The organism is Cellulomonas sp. T2.31MG-18 (assembly GCF_964266755.1).
GTDB lineage: Bacteria > Actinomycetota > Actinomycetes > Actinomycetales > Cellulomonadaceae > Cellulomonas.
The window spans coordinates 253,417-269,517 of sequence record NZ_CAXWGW010000004.1 but is presented as its reverse complement, the minus strand read 5'-3'; the positions used below and the strand labels follow the sequence as shown (position 1 = coordinate 269,517).

Here is a 16,101-nt window from a genome sequence, read left to right as displayed (position 1 = left end):
TGCCTGCGCCTCCGACAGCCGTCGCGAACGGCGACGGCACGCCGTGCGGGAACGCTCCCACGCAACCCTCGGAAACGGATACAGTGGCGGCCGAATCGCCGTCGAATCGATTCGAGACTGACCCCGAGGCTGAGAGAGGACCCGTCACTGTGACCGCGCTCCTGCCCTACCAGGACCCCAGCCTCGAAGTCCCTGCCCGGGTGGCCGACCTGCTCGCCCGGATGACGCTGCCCGAGAAGGTCGGGCAGATGCTGCAGCTCAACGCCAAGGACGGCGTCGAGCCGCTCGTCAGGGACTTCCACGTCGGCTCGATCCTGCACGCCTCCCCCGACAACGTGCTGCAGGCCCACGACCTCACCGACGGGACGCGGCTGCGCATCCCGCTCCTCGTCGCCGAGGACTGCATCCACGGGCACTCGTTCTTCGAGGGCGCGACGATCTTCCCCACCCAGCTCGGCATGGCGGCCACCTGGGACCCCGACCTCCTCGAGCGAGCGGCGCGAGCGACGGCCGTGGAGGTCGCCGCCACCGGCATCCACTGGACGTTCTCCCCCGTGCTGTGCATCGCGCGGGACCTGCGCTGGGGCCGCGTCGACGAGACGTTCGGCGAGGACCCGTTCCTGATCGGCGAGCTCGCCTCGGCCATGGTCCGCGGCTACCAGGGCGACGGCCTCACCGACCCGACCGCGATCCTCGCCACCGCCAAGCACTTCGCCGGCTACTCGGAGACGCAGGGCGGGCGGGACGCCAGCGAGGCCGACATCTCCCGCCGCAAGCTGCGGTCCTGGTTCCTGCCGCCGTTCGAACGCGTGGCACGTGAGGGCTGCCGCACGTTCATGCTCGGCTACCAGTCCACCGACGGTGTCCCGATCACCGTCAACCACTGGCTGCTGAACGAGGTCCTCCGCGGCGAGTGGGGGTACACCGGCACGCTGGTCACCGACTGGGACAACGTCGGCCGCATGGTGTGGGAGCAGCGGATCGAGCCGGACCACACCCACGCCGCGGCCCGCGCGGTCCGGGCGGGCAACGACATGGTGATGACGACGCCGCAGTTCTTCGCCGGCGCCCAGGACGCGGTGGCCCGAGGCCTGCTCGCCGAGAGCGAGATCGACGCAGCGGTCGGTCGCATCCTCACGCTGAAGTTCGAGCTCGGTCTCTTCGAGGACCCACGCCGCCCCGAGCCCGCACGCCAGCGCGCCGTCGTGGGCGCCCCCGAGCACACCGCCGTCAACCTCGAGACGGCCCGCCGGTCGCTGGTGCTGCTCCGCAACGACGGCACGCTGCCCCTGGCCGGTGGGTTCACCGCCGACGCGACCGGACGCGCCGCGGACCCCACCGACCGCCCGTACCGCGTCGCGGTCGTCGGCCCCAACGCCGACGACCAGCACGCGCAGCTCGGCGACTGGGCCGGGGCGTCCGGCCAGGCGGACTGGCTGCCCGACGGCCACCCGCGGCACCTGACCACCACGGTGCTCGACGGCCTGCGCGCGCACGCGCCGAGCAGCTGGACCGTGACGCACGCCCGCGGTGCGGACGTCGTCACCGTCGGACCGGACCCGGAAGGTGCCTTCTTCCCTGACGGTCAGCCGCGTCCGGCGGTCGCGGTGCCCTGCCCGCCCGACGACACGCTGATCGCCGAGGCGGTCCAGGCGGCCCGAGACGCCGACGTGGTCGTCGCCGTGGTCGGCGACCGCATCGAGCTGGTCGGCGAGGGCCGCTCCACGGCCACCCTCGAGCTGGTCGGCGGGCAGATCGCCCTGCTCGACGCCCTCGCGGCGACGGGCACACCGATGGTCGTCGTCCTCGTCGCCTCGAAGCCGCTCGTCCTGCCGCCGCCCGCCCTGGAGGCCGCCGCACTCGTGTGGGCGGCCAACCCGGGCATGCGCGGCGGCCAGGCGATCGCGGAGCTGCTGCTCGGCCTGGTGGAGCCGAGCGGCCGGCTGCCGATCTCGTTCGCCCGGCACGTCGGCCAGCAACCCACGTACTACAACCAGCTGCCCGGCCAGCACGGCACGCGGTACGCCGACCTGACCCAGGACCCCGCCTTCGCGTTCGGCGAGGGCCTCAGCTACACGAGCGTGGTGTACGACGACCTCGTCGTCTCCACGCCGGTGGTCGGCCGGGACGACGCCGTGCGAGCGCGCGTCACCGTCACGAACACCGGGGGCCGACCCGTCCTCGAGACCGTCCAGGTCTACCTGCACGACGTCGTCACGTCGGTGACCTGGGCACAGAAGGAGCTCAAGGCCTACCGGCAGGTGGCGCTGGCACCCGGTGAGCGACGGGTCGTCGAGCTCGAGCTGCCGGTACGGGACTGCACGCTGGTCGACGCGGACGCGACGCGGGTCGTCGAGCCCGGCGAGTTCGAGCTGCTCGTCGGCCCGTCCTCACGGGACCGCGACCTGCTGCACGCCACGTTCGCCGTCCGGGACTGACGGCCGACGCCGCGCCCCAAGGTCATCGCACCGGGCCCGAGGGCTGCACCAGGTCCGCGTACTCGCGATGCCGGTCGATCCACGCCTTGACGAAAGGGCACGCCGGAACCACCCGTCGTCCCGACGCCCGGGCATCGTCCAGGGCACGACGGGCCAGCGCCGACCCCACGCCGGTGCCCTCGGCCTGCGGGTCCACCTCCGTGTGCGTGAAGGTCACCAGGCCACCGTCCAGCTCGTAGAGCAGCACCCCGACGACCGTCTCTCCCTGCCGCGCCTCGTAACGCCGCTCCGCCGCCGTGTCCCGCACCTCGATGTCGTCCACCCGCGCTCCCGTCCGACCGTCGCCGCTCATGCCGAGATCCTGTCGGCACGCAGGCTGTGCGGCGACCCGACCACCGCCGTGCGGGCCGTCCACGGGACCAGGGCCCTAAGTCTCAGCCCCGCTCGGCAGAGGGCCCTAACGTCGTCCCATCCACTGGCCGTGCAGGTCAGACGTCTCGACGGCAAGGAGGCCGGCGCGATGAAGGTCAAGGCGTACCACTCGGCACACCCGTCCGACCCCCAGGTCTTCCACGACGACGACGAGTGCCCTGCGGGTCGCGAGATCCCCTGGTGGAACAAGCAGCTGGGCACGGACGAACGTCCGCGCTGCGAGTACTGCGTGTCGATCGACGCCCACCGCCCGGTCGCCCTCAGCGGGCGCTGAACGAGGAGAGCTCGCCGCACGAGCCCCGTCTGGGGCCGCGCGGCGAGCTCTTCTCGTTGCTGTGGTGCGTCGAAGGACGCCGACGTCACAGGACGCGCAGGCGCTCCGGCTCCTCGCCGCCGATGCGGTGCACCACCACGGAGTTGGTGGACCCGGTCACGCCGACCGGCGTACCCGCCACGACAACGACCACGTCGCCGATCTCGGCCAGGCCCTGCGCGCGCAGCGTCTGGTCCACCTGGTAGACCATCACGTCCGTGCTCTCGACCTTCGGCACGAGATACGTCTGCACGCCCCAGCTGAGCGACAGCACGTTCCGGACCGCCTCCAGCGGGGTGAAGGCGAGCAGCGGGATCGCCGACCGCAGGCGCGACATCCGCCGGGCGGAGTCACCCGACTGCGTGAACGTGACCAGGTACTTCACCCCGAGCGCGTCGCCCACCTCGGCGGCCGCACGCGTGATGGCACCACCACGGGTCTGCGGGGTCGAGCCGAGCGGCGCGATGCGCTCGCGTCCCAGCTCCTCGGTCACCTCGATGATGCGGGCCATGGTGCGGACCGCCTCGATCGGGTAGTCGCCGACGCTCGTCTCGCCGGACAGCATCACCGCGTCGGCACCGTCGAGGACCGCGTTGGCGCAGTCGGAGGCCTCGGCTCGGGTCGGTCGCGGGCTGGTGATCATCGACTCGAGCACCTGCGTCGCGACGATCACCGGCTTCGCGTTGCGGCGCGCCAGCTCGACGGCGCGCTTCTGGACCAGCGGCACCTGCTCGAGCGGCAGCTCGACGCCCAGGTCGCCGCGGGCGACCATGATGCCGTCGAACGTCTGCACGATCTCGTTGAGGTTCTCGACGGCCTGCGGCTTCTCGATCTTGGCGATGACCGGGACGACCCGGCCCTCCTCCTCCATGATCCGGCGCACGTCGTCGTAGTCGCGGGCGTTCCGGACGAAGGACAGCGCGATGAGGTCGGCACCGACGCGGACGGCCCAGCGCAGGTCCTCCTCGTCCTTGTCGCTCAGCGCGGGGACCGACACCGCGACGCCCGGCAGGTTGAGGCCCTTGTTGTTGGAGACCGGGCCCGGCACCTCGACGCGGGTGACCACACGGGGGCCGTCCACCTCGGTGACGCGGACCAGCACCTTGCCGTCGTCGATGAGGATCGGGTCGCCCGGCTTCACGTCGCCCGGCAGGCCCTTGAAGGTGGTGGAGACGAGCTCCTTGGTGCCCTCGACGTCCTCGGTGGTGATGGTGAACACGTCACCGACCTCGAGGAAGTGCTTGCCCTCGACGAACCGGCCGAGGCGGATCTTGGGGCCCTGCAGGTCGACCAGGACGGCGACCGAGCGGCCCGACGCCTTCGCCGCGGCCCGCACGTTGTTGTAGACGCGCTGGTGCACCTCGGTCTCACCGTGGCTGCGGTTCAGTCGCGCCACGTCCATACCCGCGTCGACCAGTGCCTGGATCTGCTCGGGCGACTCCGTCGCGGGGCCGATGGTGCAGACGATCTTCGCTCTACGCATGTTTCGAGCCTATTCCCTCTCGGTTTTCGGGCCGCAGCCGAACGTCCTGGCCCCGCCTCGTGGGCAGGGGTTATCCGCGGTCACGGGTGTGATGTGTCACGTGCTGGTCGTGCGGCGTTCGTCTGCTGGTCAGGGACGCAGCGCCTGGGTGCTGGCCTCGATCGGTGCTGGCAGCTCCGACAGGCCGTTGAGGTAGGCGTCGACCGAGGCCGCAGCGGCTCGACCCTCGGCGATCGCCCACACCACGAGCGACTGACCACGGCCGGCGTCGCCCGCGACGAACACGCCCGGCAGCCCGACGGCGAAGTCGGCCGAGCGCTGGATGGTGGACCGCCGCGTCACCCGGACGCCGATCTGGTCGACCAGCGCACTCGTCTCGGGACCGGAGAAGCCCAGGCAGATCAGCACCAGGTCCGCCGGCACGTCCTGCTCCGTGCCCGGGGTCGGTGCCCGGGTCCCGTCCGGCAGGTACTCGGTGCGCGCCAGGCGCAGGTGACGGACGGCGCCGGCGTCGTCGCCCTCGCCGCCGATGAAGGCGACGGTCGAGGCGAGGTACGCGCGCTCGCCGCCTTCCTCGTGCGAGGACGACACCTCGAACAGCACGGGGTCGGTCGGCCACGGCTGCTCCGCGGTCCGGTGCGACGGCGGACGCTTGCCGATCGCGAGCGTCGTCACGGAGGCGGCACCCTGCCGCAGCGCCGTACCCAGGCAGTCGGAGCCGGTGTCGCCGCCGCCGATGATCACCACGTGCTTGCCCTCGGCGGTGATCTGGTCCGGCACGGTCCCACCCGCGGCCACGACGTTGGCCTGGTGCAGGTAGTCCATCGCGACGTGGATGCCGTCGAGCTCACGGCCCGGCAGCGGCAGGTCGCGGGGCACCGTCGCACCCGTGGCCACGACCACCGCGTCGTACCGGGCCCGGAGGTCGTCCCAGGTGATGTCACGACCGATCTCGACGTTGGGCCGGAAGCGGGTGCCCTCCGCCGTCATCTGCGTGAGCCGGCGGTCGATGTGCCGCTTCTCGAGCTTGAAGTCCGGCACCCCGTAGCGGAGCAGGCCGCCGATCGCGTCGTCACGCTCGTACACCGCCACCGTGTGGCCGGCACGCGTCAGCTGCTGGGCCGCGGCGAGGCCGGCCGGCCCGGACCCGACCACCGCGACCGTGTGACCGGTGAGGCGCTGCGGCACCTGCGGGGTCACGTACCCGCGCTCGAACGCCTCGTCGATGATCGACACCTCGACGTTCTTGATGGTGACCGGCGGCTGGCTGATGCCGAGCACGCAGGACGACTCGCAGGGCGCCGGGCAGATGCGGCCGGTGAACTCCGGGAAGTTGTTGGTCGCGTGCAGGCGCTCGATCGCGTCCGCCCACTGCCCGCGCCAGACCAGGTCGTTCCACTCGGGGATCAGGTTCCCCAGCGGGCAGCCGTTGTGGCAGAACGGGATGCCGCAGTCCATGCAGCGACCCGCCTGGGCGCGCAAGAACGGCTGACCTTCGGGGAGCTGCTCGTGCACGTCCTTCCAGTCCTGGATGCGCACCTCGACCGGCCGGTTCGGCGGCAGCTGGCGGTCGCGCACCTTGAGGAACCCGCGCGGGTCAGCCATGCGCCACCTCCAGGATCCGCTCCCACACACCCGGGGCCGTGGGGTCGAGCCCCTCGGCGGCCGCCTTGGACAGGGCTTCGCGGACGCGTGCGTACTCGGTCGGCAGCAGCCGGGTGAACCGCGTGCGCACCGCCTCGGGGTCCTCGAGCAGCTGCGCCGCCACCGGCGAACCGGTCTCGTCGAGGTGCCGGCGCAGCAGGCCCGTGACCAGCACGACGTCGGCGTCGTCCAGCGGCTGGAGCGCGAGCTCACCGCTGGCGACCGCCTGCGTGTTGACCAGCGCCGGCTGCAGGTCCAGGACGTACGCCGTGCCGCCCGACATGCCGGCCGCGAGGTTGCGCCCGGTCGGGCCGAGCACGACGACGGTTCCGCCCGTCATGTACTCGCAGGCGTGGTCACCCACCCCTTCCACGACGAGCGTCGCGCCGGAGTTGCGCACACCGAAGCGCTCCCCGACCAACCCGCGCAGGAAGGCCTCACCCGAGGTCGCGCCGTACCCGATGACGTTGCCGGCGACGACGTTGTTCCGGCCCGACAGCACGGAGCTGCGGTGCGGCCGGACGACGAGGCGACCGCCCGACAGGCCCTTCCCGACGTAGTCGTTCGCGTCGCCGAACAGGCGCAGGGTCACGCCCTTGGGCAGGAAGGCGCCGAAGGACTGACCGGCCGACCCGGTCAGCGTCACGTCGATCGTGTCGTCCGGCAGGCCGGCACCGCTGTACCGCCGGGTCACCTCGTGGCCGAGCAGCGTGCCGACGGTGCGGTTGACGTTGCGGACCGGCAGGGCGATGCGGACGGGCTCACCGTGCTCGAGGGCCTCGGCTGCCATCGCGATCAGCTGGTTGTCCAGCGCCCGCTCCAGACCGTGGTCCTGGTCCTTGACGTGGTGCAGCGACGAACCCGGCCTCGGCTCCGGCACCGCCAGCACCGGGCCGAGGTCCAGCCCGGCAGCCTTCCAGTGGTCGACCGCCGCCGTGGTGTCGAGCAGCTCGACGTGGCCCACCGCCTCCTCGATCGACCGGAAGCCGATCGACGCGAGGTGCTCCCGCACCTCCTGGGCGATGTACTCGAAGAAGGTCTCGACGAACTCGGGCTTGCCCGTGAACCGGGCGCGCAGCTCGGGGTTCTGCGTGGCGACGCCGACCGGACAGGTGTCGAGGTGGCAGACGCGCATCATGACGCAGCCCGAGACGACCAGCGGCGCGGTGGCGAAGCCGAACTCCTCAGCACCGAGCAGGGCGCCGATCACCACGTCACGACCCGTCTTCAGCTGACCGTCCACCTGGACGACGACGCGGTCGCGCAGGTCGTTCAGCACCAGCGTCTGCTGGGTCTCCGCCAGGCCGATCTCCCACGGGGTACCCGCGTGCTTGAGCGAGGTCAGCGGGCTCGCACCCGTGCCGCCGTCATGACCGGAGATGAGCACGACGTCCGCGTGCGCCTTCGCGCAGCCGGCGGCGACCGTGCCGACGCCGAACTCGCTGACGAGCTTGGTGTGGACGCGGGCCTTCGGGTTGGCGTTCTTGAGGTCGTGGATCAGCTGCTTGAGATCCTCGATCGAGTAGATGTCGTGGTGCGGGGGCGGGGAGATCAAGCCGACGCCGGGTGTCGAGTGCCGCGTCTGGGCGACCCACGGGTACACCTTGTGACCCGGCAGCTGACCGCCCTCGCCGGGCTTGGCGCCCTGCGCGAGCTTGATCTGCAGGTCGTCGGCGAAGGTCAGGTACTCGCTCGTCACGCCGAACCGGCCGGACGCGACCTGCTTGATGCGGGAGCGACGCTCCGGGTCGTGCAGACGCTCCGGGTCCTCGCCACCCTCGCCCGTGTTGGAGCGGGCGCCGAGGTGGTTCATCGCCACGGCGAGGGTCTCGTGCGCCTCCGCCGAGATGGAGCCGTAGGACATCGCTCCGGTCGAGAACCGCTTGATGATCGACTCGACGGACTCGACCTCGTCGATCGGCACCGGCTGGCGCACGCCGTCCTTGAAGCGCAGGAGGCCTCGCAGCGTCATCAGCCGCGAGGACTGGTCGTCCACCCGCTGGGTGTACTGCCGGAACACGTCGTACTGCCGCGTCCGGGTCGAGTGCTGCAGACGGAACACCGTCTCCGGGTCGAACAGGTGCTCCTCACCACCGCGGCGCCACTGGTACTCGCCACCCACCGCGAGGGACTGGTGCGGCTGCCGGTTGCCCGACGCCGGGTAGGCGTCGGCGTGCCGTGCGGCGACCTCCGCCGCGATCACGTCGAGCCCGACGCCGTCCAGCCGGCTGGTCGTGCCGGTGAAGTACCGCTCGACGAGCGCGTGGGACAGGCCGATCGCCTCGAACACCTGCGCGCCGCGGTAGGAGGCCATCGTGGAGATGCCCATCTTGGACATCACCTTCAGCACGCCCTTGCCCAGCGCCTTGATCAGGTTGGCGACGGCCTTCTCGGGGGCGACGCCCGGCAGGTAGCCGCGGCGCGCCATGTCCTCGACCGTCTCCATCGCCAGGTACGGGTTCACCGCAGCGGCGCCGTAGCCGATCAGCAGCGCCACGTGGTGCACCTCGCGGACGTCACCGGCCTCGACGACCAGCGAGATCTGCGTGCGGGTGTGCCGGCGCAGCGTGTGGTGGTGCACGGCCGAGAGGAGCAGGAGCGACGGGATCGGCGCGTGGTCCGCGTCCGAGTTGCGGTCGGACAGCACGAGGAAGCTCACGCCGTCGGCGATCGCCGCGTCGACCTCGGCGAAGATCTCCTCCAGCCGCGCCTGCAGCGCGGCACCGCCACCGTCGACCCGGTACAGGCCGCGGATCGTCGTGGCCCGGAACCCGAGGTCCGGCTGCCGTGCGACGTGCACGATCTTGGCGAGCTGGTCGTTGTCGATCACGGGGAACGGCAGCACCAGCTTGCGCGCGTGCTCCGGTCCGTCGGTCAGCAGGTTCGGCTCCGGACCGATGGCCCCACCGATGGCCGTGACCAGCTCCTCACGGATCGCGTCCAGCGGCGGGTTGGTCACCTGGGCGAACATCTGCGTGAAGTAGTCGAACAGCAGCCGCGGACGGGACGACAGCACCGCGACCGGCGTGTCGGACCCCATCGCCCCGAGCGGCTCGGCGGCGTTGGTGCCCATCGGCGCCAGGATGATCTTCAGCTCTTCCTCGGTGTACCCGAAGGTCCGCTGCCGACGCCGCACGGAGGCGGTCGAGTGGGCCACGTGCTCGCGCTCCGGCAGCTGCTCGAGGTGGACCGCGTTGTCCCGCATCCACTCGGCGTAGGGCCGCTGGGCCGCCAGCTCGCCCTTGATCACCTCGTCCGCCACGATCCGGCCGCGGCGGGTGTCGACCAGGAACATCTTCCCGGGCTCGAGGCGACCCTTGGCCACCACCGTCGCCGGGTCGAGGTCGAGCACGCCGGCCTCGCTCGCGCAGACCACGAGCCCGTCCTCGGTGACCCAGTACCGGCCGGGACGCAGACCGTTGCGGTCCTGCATCGAGCCGATCAGCGTCCCGTCGGTGAACGTCATCGCCGCCGGGCCGTCCCACGGCTCGATCAGCGTGGAGTGGTAGGCGTAGAACGCCCGCCGCTCGGGATCCATCTGGGCGTGGTTCTCCCATGCCTCCGGGATCATCATCATCATCGCGTGCGGCAGGGACCGTCCGGCGAGGTGCAGCAGCTCCAGGACCTCGTCGAAGCTGCCGGAGTCCGAACCACCGGGCGTGCACACCGGCAGCAGCGGCGCGAGGTCGCCCAGCAGGTCGCTGTGCATCATGCCCTCGCGGGCGGCGACCCAGTTCCGGTTGCCGCGCACCGTGTTGATCTCACCGTTGTGGGCGATGATCCGGAACGGCTGCGCGAGCTCCCAGGACGGGAACGTGTTGGTGGAGAAGCGCGAGTGGACCAGCACGATCTCCGAGGCGTACCGCGGGTCCGACAGGTCCGCGAAGAACGGCTCCAGCTGCCCGGTGGTCAGCATGCCCTTGTACGTCAGCGTGCGGGCGGACAGCGAGGCGAAGTAGAGACCGGCCTGGCGCTCGGCACGCCGGCGCAGGCGGAACGTGCGGCGGTCCAGGTCGATCCCGGAGAGCTCACGCACAGGGTCCGCGACGACGAGCTGGCGGAACACGGGCATCGAGGCACGCGCCGTGGGGCCGACGAGGTCGGCGGTGACCACGACGTCGCGCCACGCGAGCACGTCGAGCTTCTCCTCCGCCGCGATCGACTCCACCGCTGCGACGACACGCTCGCGCTCGTCGGCGTCGACGGGCAGGAAGGCGAGACCGATCGCGTAGTGACCGGCCGGCGGCAGCTCGGCGTCCACCACGTCCCGCAGGAACGCGTCGGGGATCTGCGTGAGGATGCCCGCGCCGTCGCCGCTGTCCTCCTCGGCGCCTACCGCACCGCGGTGGTCGAGGTTGAGCAGCGCGGTGAGCCCGGCGTCGACGATGTCGCGCCCCGGCGTGCCGCGCAGCGTGGCGACGAACGCGAACCCGCAGGCGTCGCGCTCGGCGTCGGGGTCGTACAGCCCGTGGGCCAGGGGCGCCCGCAGGCTCCCTGGGGTCACGTGCGATGTCGACATCAAACCGTCCTCACAAGGTCGCACGTACAGCTGGTGCGTGTGGGACGTCGTTGGCCCGCATGCGTGGGGTGACACTACCAACCGGTCGTACCGGGGCCGCATCGCACACCAAGGCGTGGTCCCACGGTGCGGTGCGGTCACCGCGTCGGGTCCGACGCGTTCCTCTCGTCGTCCTGCCGCACCGGTGAGGCCAGCAGGAGGGTCGTGTCGCGCCCGGGGTGCCGGCGGCCGACCACGGTGAACGCTACCAGCGCACCGAGACCGACCACGATGGCCGTCCAGACGTTGAGCCGCAGGCCCAGGACCTGGTGCGCCGGGTCGATCCGCAGCATCTCGATCCACAGCCGGCCCGCGCAGTACAGCGCGACGTAGAGCCAGAACGCACGCCCGTGACCGAACCGGTAGCGCCGGTCCAGCCAGACGAGGAGGGCCGCCGCCAGCAGGTTCCAGATCAGCTCGTACAGGAAGGTGGGGTGGAAGAGCGTCCCGGACGGGTAGCCGGCCGGCAGGTGCGCGTCGTCGATGCGCAGGCCCCAGGGCAGTGTCGTCGGGCCGCCGAAGAGCTCCTGGTTGAACCAGTTGCCGAGCCGGCCGATCGCCTGAGCGACGAGCAGCCCGGGCGCCAGCGCGTCGGCGAACGGCGCGAGCCGGACCCCCTGCCGGCGGGCGCCGATCCACGCACCGAGGCCACCCAGCGCGACGGCCCCCCAGATGCCCAGCCCGCCTTCCCAGACGAAGAGGGCACGGACCGGGTCTCCCCCACGTCCGAAGTAGGCGTCCGGCGAGCTGATCACGTGGTACAGCCGGCCTCCGACGATCCCGAACGGCACCGCCCAGTAGACGATCTCGAGGGCGGTGTCGCCGTCACCACCGCGCTCCACCCAGCGACGTCGCGCGATCACCACGCCGACGACGATCCCGAGCAGGATCGCGAACGCGTACGCGCGCAGAGGCAGCGGTCCGAGGTGCCACACGCCGCGCGACGGGCTGGGGATCGCCGCCGTCACGGCGGCGAACGTCATCTCGCGCTCCGCACACCTGCCGCCAGGCTCTGCGTGACCGCGGTCAGCGCCGCGAGCCCGGCCCGCTCGTCGGGTGCGTCGACCAGGGCGCGGACGAGCGCCGAGCCGACGATGACGCCGTCCGCGTAGGCGCCGACCTCGGCCGCCTGCTCCGGACGGGAGACACCGAGGCCCACGCACACGTGGCGAGCGCCGGCCGCGCGGGTGTCCGAGACCAGCTGCTGCGCCCGCGAGCCGACCGTCGACCGCTCCCCCGTCACACCCATCGTCGAGGCCGCGTAGACGAACCCGCGAGACGACGCGGCGGTCAGCGCGAGGCGCTCCGGGGTCGAGCTGGGTGCGACGAGGAACACCCTGTCGAGCCCGTGGCGGTCAGACGCCGCGATCCACTCAGCGGCCTCGTCCGGGACGAGGTCGGGGGTGATCAGGCCGGCACCGCCGGCCGCGGCCAGATCACGCGCGTAGGCCTCCACGCCGTACCGCAGCACGAGGTTCCAGTACGTCATGACGAGGATCGGGGCGCCCCGACCGGCCACCTGCTCCACCGCCAGCAGCGTGTCGCGCACGCGCGTGCCGCGGGCGAGGGCGGCCTCGACCGCGCGCTGGATCACCGGTCCGTCCATCACGGGGTCGGAGTAGGGCATGCCCAGCTCGACGACGTCCACGCCTGCGTCGACCATCGTCCGCACCGCGTCGACCGACGCCGGCACGCTCGGGTAGCCGACCGGCAGGTAGCCGACCAGCGCCGCGCGGTTCTCGCGCTCCGCCAACGCGTCGAGCAGGGATCCGGTCGACGAGACGACGTCCGTGCCGGTCACAGCTGCTCTCCCTGGTCCGCCAGCACCGTGGGCTCCTCGGCCAGCAGCCCGAACCATGCACCCGCCGTCGCCACGTCCTTGTCCCCACGGCCCGAGAGGTTCACCAGCAGCACCGGCTCCTCGACGCCCCACTGCCCGAGCTCCGGCCCCAGCTGCAGGGCACCCGCCAGCGCGTGCGCCGACTCGATCGCCGGGATGATGCCCTCGGTGCGGCACAGCAGGCGGAACGCCTCCATCGCCTGGTCGTCGTCCACCGGCCGGTACTCGGCCCGCCCGATGTCGTGCAACCACGCGTGCTCCGGGCCGACGCTCGGGTAGTCCAGCCCTGCCGAGACGGAGTGGCTGGGGCGCGTCTGGCCGTCGTCGTCCTGCAGCAGGTACGACCTCGCGCCCTGCAGCACGCCGGGCTCACCACCGGAGAACCGGGCGGCGTGCTGGCCGGAGGAGATCCCGTGACCGCCGGCCTCGAAACCGAACAGCCGGACGGAGGGCTCGTCGAGGAACGCGTTGAAGATGCCCATCGCGTTGGACCCCCCACCGACGCACGCGGCGACGGCGTCCGGCAGCCGCCCGATCTCGTCGAACAGCTGGGCGCGCGCCTCCTCGCCGATGATCTTGTGGAAGTCGCGCACCATCTCGGGGAACGGGTGCGGGCCCGTCACCGTGCCGAGCAGGTAGTGCGTCGTCTCGACGTTGGTGACCCAGTCCCGCAGCGCCTCGTTGATCGCGTCCTTCAAGGTGCGGCTGCCCTGCCGGACCGGCACCACCTCCGCCCCGAGCAGGCGCATCCGTGCGACGTTCAGCGCCTGCCGCCGGGTGTCCTCCTCGCCCATGTAGACCGTGCACTCGAGGTCCATCAGCGCTGCTGCGGTCGCCGTGGCGACCCCGTGCTGGCCGGCGCCGGTCTCCGCGATCACCCGGGTCTTGCCCATCCGCTTCACCAGCAGGGCCTGCCCGAGCACGTTGTTGATCTTGTGGGACCCCGTGTGGTTGAGGTCCTCGCGCTTCAGGAACACCCGCGCCCCGCCGCCCACGTGCCGGGCGAACCGCTCGACCTCCGTGAGGGGGCTCGGCCGCCCGGTGTAGGTGCGGTGCAACCGCGCCAGAGCGGCGCCGAACGCCGGGTCCGCCTGCGCCTTGTGGTAGGCGGTGTCCAGCTCGTCGAGCGCCGCGATCAGCGCCTCCGGGACGAAGCGGCCGCCGAACTGACCGAAGTACGGTCCCTGGTGCGTGGACAGCGGCCCCGTGGTCGCAGAGCCGTGGGCGTCCGACGGAACCGGACGGCCGCCGCTGGACGGGCTCACTGCCGGACCGCCCGCAGGGAGGGGTGGGCACCGGCCGCGACGAGGTCCGCCACCGACCGGCGGGGAGCGTCGTCCGTGACGAGGGCCTCCCCCACCAGCACGACGTCGGCACCCGCTCGCGCGTAGTCCATGACGTCGTGCGGTCCGCGGACCCCGGACTCGGCGACCTTGACGACGTGGTTCGGGATGCTCGGGGCCACCCGCGCGAACGTGCCGCGGTCCACCTCGAGGGACCGCAGGTCCCGCGCGTTCACGCCGACCACGCGGGCGCCGGCGTCGACCGCGCGGCGCGCCTCCTCGGAGTCGTGCACCTCGACCAGCGCCGTCATGCCCAACGAGTGCACCCGGTCGATCAGCGACTCCAGCACCGTCTGCTCCAGCGCGGCCACGATGAGCAGCAGCAGGTCCGCGCCGTGCGCCCGCGCCTCCCACACCTGGTACGGCGTGACGATGAAGTCCTTGCGCAGCACGGGGATGTCCACCCGTGCCCGCACCGAGTCCAGGTCCGCCAACGAGCCCCGGAAGCGCCGCTGCTCGGTCAGCACCGAGATCGCGGCGGCTCCCCCCTTCTCGTACTCGGCGGCCAGGGCTGCCGGGTCGTCGATGCTGGCGAGCGCACCCTTGCTCGGGCTCGAGCGCTTCACCTCGGCGATGACCGTGACGGCGTCCTCGACCTTCAGCCGAGAGACGCACTCGAGGGCTGAGGGCCGACGCTGCGCCCGCTCCTTGAGCTCGTCCAGCGACGTCAGCGCCTGGCGCTCGGCCAGGTCCTGGCGGACACCGGCGACGATGTCGTCCAGCACGGTCATGGCCCCCACCCCTCCCGCCCGGTCCGTCCGGTTGCGGCCATCGTAAAGGCGGCCCGCCGGGGGACCGTCCGCGGGTCATGGGATGGAACGGTGCGTACCACCCGATTACTTCGAGGCGCCGGGCCGCCCGCACCGACCACGGCAGTGCGGCCGGGTGGCCGGTGAGCGGGGTCAGTCTCCGCGCGGCGGGTACTCGTCAGTACGTGCGACCGGACGTCGAGGCGAAGATGCCGAAGACGATCGCTCCGATGAACAGAATGGCGAGGAGCGCCCCGAGTGCCGTGGCGATCCAGCCGATCACGATGCCGGCGACGGCGATCCCGTCGTTGTTCGCCTCACCGCGAGCCACCGCCTGCCGGGCTCGCCTGCCCACGATCACGGCGGGGATGCCGGTCAGCAGCGTGAAGCCGAGGACGATCCCCGCCAGCGCGAGGACCAGCGACCAGATCCCCAGGTCGTTGCGCGGGTACACCTGGCCGTATCCCGGGTATCCCGGGTAGGGAGCGCCGTAGGGCGCCGAACCGTACGGCTGGCCCGCGTACGGCTGGGCTGCCTGCGGCTGGGCCCCGTAGGGCTGGCCCGCGTACGGCTGGGCTGCCTGCGACTGGGCCCCGTAGGGCTGGCTCCCGTAGGGCTGGCTCCCGTAGGGCTCGGCCCCGTAGGTCTGACCCGGGGCAGGGTAGCCGCCACCGTAGGGGGCGTCCGCCCCCGTCGGAGCCTCGACGGGGTACCCCGGCGCGTGCTGACCGGGGTACGCGGTCGGCGACCCGGGGTGGGGCTGCGCCGGGCCCTCCGGGGGCTGGGCTCCGTAGGCGGGTGCCTGCGGCTGCGCCGGCACTACGGGCGGCTGGTCGGAACCGGCGCCGCCGTCGGGTCCCTCGGGGCTGGACATTCGTCCTCCTGGTCGTCCTCGGCCGGACGTTCCCCGGCCGCTGCGCCGATGCGGTGGCTCAGTCGCCGCCGCGGGCCCGGGCACTGCCCGGCTGGCCCAGGCCCATCACCTGGAGCACCTTGCCGACGATGAGCCCGGCGAGGACCACCCCGCCGCCGACCCACGCCAACCAGGGCTCCGCGAGAGCGACTCCAAGGCCTGCCACCACGGCACCCACCACCACGATCAGCGTCGTCGTCCACGCCGCGACCGTGCGGCCGTGGTTGCGGGGCGCCGCCGCCGGTGGCAGGTGGACCGCCTCGGTGCGGCCGGCACCGAGCATGCGGTCGCTCGGCTGGTCGTCGAGAGGCTGGTCTGCCATCGGTTCGTACCCTTCGTGCTCGGCTGTCGGACACAGTAGCGGAGAGCTGAGAGGCCCACCGGCGGA

General features: G+C 72.2%; 12 protein-coding genes. 2 read left to right on the top strand and 10 right to left on the bottom strand.

The annotated features are described in order from the left end of the window. The first annotated feature begins 149 nt into the window (after positions 1-149). The gene (locus tag ACFQTY_RS15920; protein WP_378102378.1) at positions 150-2,438 is read left to right on the top strand and encodes a glycoside hydrolase family 3 N-terminal domain-containing protein; all 2,289 of its coding nucleotides are present in this window, start codon (positions 150-152) and stop codon (positions 2,436-2,438) included. A 22-nt stretch (positions 2,439-2,460) separates the two neighbouring features. Here ACFQTY_RS15920 and ACFQTY_RS15915 read toward each other — a convergent pair whose 3' ends face one another. Beyond that, positions 2,461-2,790, bottom strand: a complete 330-nt coding sequence (locus ACFQTY_RS15915; RefSeq protein WP_378102376.1) for a GNAT family N-acetyltransferase — start codon at positions 2,788-2,790, stop codon at positions 2,461-2,463. Positions 2,791-2,919: 129 nt separating this feature from the next. Here ACFQTY_RS15915 and ACFQTY_RS15910 point away from each other — a divergent pair, with 129 nt between their 5' ends. Further along, positions 2,920-3,144, top strand: coding sequence for a hypothetical protein (locus ACFQTY_RS15910; RefSeq protein WP_263730414.1), 225 nt, complete (start codon positions 2,920-2,922; stop codon positions 3,142-3,144). Positions 3,145-3,229: 85 nt separating this feature from the next. Here the strand turns inward: ACFQTY_RS15910 and pyk are convergent, their stop codons facing one another. The 9 genes from pyk to ACFQTY_RS15865 form a co-directional block, all read right to left on the bottom strand. Next, positions 3,230-4,666 (bottom strand): pyruvate kinase, encoded by a 1,437-nt coding sequence (gene pyk / locus ACFQTY_RS15905; RefSeq protein WP_378102373.1) that lies wholly within the window; start codon positions 4,664-4,666, stop codon positions 3,230-3,232. 129 nt (positions 4,667-4,795) lie between these two features. Further along, on the bottom strand, positions 4,796-6,271 hold the full coding sequence (locus ACFQTY_RS15900) for a glutamate synthase subunit beta (RefSeq protein ID WP_378102370.1): 1,476 nt from the start codon (positions 6,269-6,271) through the stop codon (positions 4,796-4,798). After that, on the bottom strand, positions 6,264-10,829 hold the full coding sequence (gene gltB / locus ACFQTY_RS15895) for a glutamate synthase large subunit (RefSeq protein ID WP_378102368.1): 4,566 nt from the start codon (positions 10,827-10,829) through the stop codon (positions 6,264-6,266). The genes ACFQTY_RS15900 and gltB overlap by 8 nt, the downstream gene beginning before the upstream one ends. A gap of 137 nt (positions 10,830-10,966) precedes the next feature. After that, entirely contained in the window at positions 10,967-11,851 is an 885-nt protein-coding gene (gene lgt, locus ACFQTY_RS15890) for a prolipoprotein diacylglyceryl transferase (RefSeq protein ID WP_378102366.1), read from the bottom strand. After that, a complete protein-coding gene (gene trpA / locus ACFQTY_RS15885; protein WP_378102364.1) occupies positions 11,848-12,669 on the bottom strand; it encodes a tryptophan synthase subunit alpha in 822 nt (273 codons plus the stop codon). Before trpA ends, lgt begins: the two co-directional genes overlap by 4 nt. Further along, complete coding sequence (gene trpB, locus ACFQTY_RS15880) at positions 12,666-13,973, bottom strand: tryptophan synthase subunit beta (protein WP_378102361.1); 1,308 nt, start codon at positions 13,971-13,973, stop codon at positions 12,666-12,668. Before trpB ends, trpA begins: the two co-directional genes overlap by 4 nt. Then, entirely contained in the window at positions 13,970-14,782 is an 813-nt protein-coding gene (gene trpC, locus ACFQTY_RS15875) for an indole-3-glycerol phosphate synthase TrpC (RefSeq protein ID WP_337975381.1), read from the bottom strand. Before trpC ends, trpB begins: the two co-directional genes overlap by 4 nt. Positions 14,783-14,978: 196 nt before the next feature. Beyond that, on the bottom strand, positions 14,979-15,674 hold the full coding sequence (locus tag ACFQTY_RS15870) for a DUF4190 domain-containing protein (protein ID WP_378102358.1): 696 nt from the start codon (positions 15,672-15,674) through the stop codon (positions 14,979-14,981). A 58-nt stretch (positions 15,675-15,732) separates the two neighbouring features. After that, positions 15,733-16,035: an HGxxPAAW family protein gene (locus ACFQTY_RS15865; protein WP_378102356.1), complete on the bottom strand. Its 303-nt coding sequence runs from the start codon at positions 16,033-16,035 to the stop codon at positions 15,733-15,735. Positions 16,036-16,101: the final 66 nt, after the last annotated feature.

Bases quoted from the DNA above. Each gene is read 5' to 3' on its own strand.
- ACFQTY_RS15915 (WP_378102376.1), bottom strand. From the start codon at position 2,790: ATGAGCGGCGACGGTCGGACGGGAGCGCGGGTGGACGACATCGAGGTG.
- pyk (WP_378102373.1), bottom strand. From the start codon at position 4,666: ATGCGTAGAGCGAAGATCGTCTGCACCATCGGCCCCGCGACGGAGTCG.
- ACFQTY_RS15900 (WP_378102370.1), bottom strand. From the start codon at position 6,271: ATGGCTGACCCGCGCGGGTTCCTCAAGGTGCGCGACCGCCAGCTGCCG.
- gltB (WP_378102368.1), bottom strand. From the start codon at position 10,829: ATGTCGACATCGCACGTGACCCCAGGGAGCCTGCGGGCGCCCCTGGCC.
- lgt (WP_378102366.1), bottom strand. From the start codon at position 11,851: ATGACGTTCGCCGCCGTGACGGCGGCGATCCCCAGCCCGTCGCGCGGC.
- trpC (WP_337975381.1), bottom strand. From the start codon at position 14,782: ATGACCGTGCTGGACGACATCGTCGCCGGTGTCCGCCAGGACCTGGCC.
- ACFQTY_RS15870 (WP_378102358.1), bottom strand. From the start codon at position 15,674: ATGTCCAGCCCCGAGGGACCCGACGGCGGCGCCGGTTCCGACCAGCCG.
- ACFQTY_RS15865 (WP_378102356.1), bottom strand. From the start codon at position 16,035: ATGGCAGACCAGCCTCTCGACGACCAGCCGAGCGACCGCATGCTCGGT.